Origin of the sequence: Pseudoalteromonas shioyasakiensis, from assembly GCF_022398475.1 — a bacterium.
Lineage (GTDB): Bacteria > Pseudomonadota > Gammaproteobacteria > Enterobacterales > Alteromonadaceae > Pseudoalteromonas.
The window spans coordinates 1-2,476 of sequence record NZ_JAKEVM010000253.1; the positions used below are offsets into that span (position 1 = coordinate 1).

The following is a 2,476-nucleotide window of genomic DNA, read 5'->3' on the forward strand; positions in this document are numbered from 1 at the left end:
TTTTAACCTTGTAATAAGCTTAATGCCGCTTGAGGTCTTTGATTTGCTTGACCTAAAATTGTTTGGCTTGCTTGCTGTAAAATTTGGTTTTTAGTCAAATTAGCCGTTTCAGCTGCGAAATCAGCATCTTTAATTCGTGATTTAGCAGCCGATAAGTTTTCTGAAATATTCGCTTGGTTACGAATAGTCGATTGAAAACGGTTTTGTACAGCACCCAATTCAGCACGCTTTTTATCTACTACAGCAATCATAGAATCCATAGCTGCGAGCACTTGCTGAGCATTTACTTGAGAAGATACACTTATTCCGCTTGCAGTAATATTGCTAAAACCTGCTGTAGCTGCGGTTAATCCAGTGCCTATATCACTAATACCTGCAACCAATGTAGACATTCCTTTTCCGCTCACGCCTGAAGCAATACCAGCTATACCCGACATAGTGAAACCACTATTTGCAGTTAGTGAGTTAGCTGTACTTCCAACATTTTTCATACTAAAGCCGATAGTCTGAACGGCATCAGCACCAATTTGAAAACTAGCGGAGTAACTCCCATCAAGTAAGTTTTGGCCACCAAATGTGGTATCTGCAGCAATACGGTTTACTTCAGCAGATAACTGACGAATCTCTTCTTGGAGAGCAAGTCTGTCTTCATCCGTATTTGAACCGTTTGCTGCTTGTTGTGCAAGGGTTCTAATTCGCTGAAAACTTGAAGTAATTTCTTCTAATGCCCCTTCAGCTGTTTGCGCAAGTGAAATACCATCGTTCGCATTTCGGTTACCTTGATTCAAACCTAGAATTTGTGATTGTAAACGGTCAGAAATTTGTAAACCGGCAGCATCATCAGCTGCGCTATTAATACGTAGGCCTGAAGATAGACGTTTAAACGAAGTATCTAAATCTGTACCTGTTCTATCCAACTGTCTTTGTGCATTTAATGCACTAACATTAGTATTTACATATAAAGCCATAATAAACTCTCTTCTTATCTGTCAAAGTAAAGTCACTTATTAAAAAGTGAATTTGACAAAGTGACCCTTACAGCGGCAAATCTAAGTCGCCTGGGGCAAAATACTGCCACTTTGCTGATTAGTTAATTAACTTGAAGTAATGAGAGCAATTAATAGGCCAACTATTAATTAAGATTAAAAAAGGAATAAAAAGGCTCCATTTAGGAGCCTTAAGAGAGATAAGTTTAAGAGTGGGTTTAATAACACAAATTATGGCATAATCTGTGCTTTATGTTTTATGTTCTTACAAATGTTAGAACACTACTGTCAGGATTTTGAGCGCCTCCGCTTTATAATCCTACCTTAGCGCCTTTGTTAATACCCCATTAGACAAAGGCGCTTTTCTTTAAGTCAAAGTTTTGACTTCACTTTGACTCAAATTCCCAACTATTAACCTAGTAAGCTTAATGCCGCTTGAGGACGTTGGTTAGCTTGACTCAAGATTGTTTGGCTAGCTTGTTGTAAGATTTGCATCTTAGTTAGGTTAGCTGTTTCAGTCGCGAAATCTGTATCTTTAATACGAGATTGAGCTGCACTTAAGTTTTCAGAGATATTAGCTTGGTTACGAATCGTTGACTGGAAACGATTTTGAACCGCACCTAGCTCTGCACGCTTTTTATCAACTACCGCAATCATAGCATCCATACCAGCCAAGATTTGTTGTGCATTAACCTGAGAAGACACACTGATTGTAGTTGCGCCGAAAGCTGAGAAACCAACAGTTGCAGCAGTCAAACCTGTACCTACATCACTAATTCCTGCAGCAAGAGTGGACATACCTTTACCTGTCACACCAGAAGCAACACCAGCAATACCTGACATAGTAAAACCACCGTTAGCAGAAAGCGTATTAGCTGTACCACCAACATCCTTCATGCTGAAGCCAATTGTTTGAACAGCATCAGCACCCACTTGGAAACTTGCTGAGTAAGAACCGTCAAGTAAATTTTGGCCACCGAAAGTAGTATCTTCAGCAACTCGGTTTACTTCTGATGCTAAAGAACGAATTTCTTCTTGAAGTGCCAAACGATCTTCATCAGTGTTTGAACCATTCGACGCTTGTTGCGCAAGGGTACGTATACGTTGGAACATTGACGTTACTTCGTCTAGTGCACCTTCAGCTGTTTGCGCTAAAGAGATACCGTCGTTCGCGTTACGGTTACCTTGATTAAGACCGTTAATTTGCGATGTTAAACGGTCAGAAATTTGTAGACCAGCCGCATCGTCAGCAGCGCTGTTGATACGGAAACCAGATGATAAACGCTTGAATGAAGTGTCAAGTGAGTTACCAGAATTCATTAATTGTCTTTGAGCGTTTAATGAACTAACATTTGTATTTACATAAAGTGCCATGATATTTCTCCCGAAGTAAACTTATCATTTACTCTCAAACTTACTCTAATTAAGCGGTAACTGTTGTTTGTTACTCTGCTTGGTTAATTAAGTTATCGGTCCGCTCAAAAAATCCT

General features: G+C 39.6%; 2 protein-coding genes. Both read right to left on the reverse strand.

Features of this window, described 5'->3' with window-relative positions; all coding sequences use genetic code 11:
- Positions 1 to 2: 2 nt before the first annotated feature.
- Positions 3 to 968, reverse strand: coding sequence for a flagellin N-terminal helical domain-containing protein (locus tag L1D51_RS21205; protein ID WP_054562210.1), 966 nt, complete (start codon positions 966 to 968; stop codon positions 3 to 5).
- 429 nt (positions 969 to 1,397) lie between these two features.
- A complete protein-coding gene (locus L1D51_RS21210) occupies positions 1,398 to 2,360 on the reverse strand; it encodes a flagellin N-terminal helical domain-containing protein (RefSeq protein WP_054562211.1) in 963 nt (320 codons plus the stop codon).
- Positions 2,361 to 2,476: the final 116 nt, after the last annotated feature.

What these genes read in the sequence shown, in the direction of transcription:
- L1D51_RS21205 (WP_054562210.1), bottom strand. Translation starts at nt 968, where the DNA reads ATGGCTTTATATGTAAATACTAATGTTAGTGCATTAAATGCACAAAGA.
- L1D51_RS21210 (WP_054562211.1), bottom strand. Translation starts at nt 2,360, where the DNA reads ATGGCACTTTATGTAAATACAAATGTTAGTTCATTAAACGCTCAAAGA.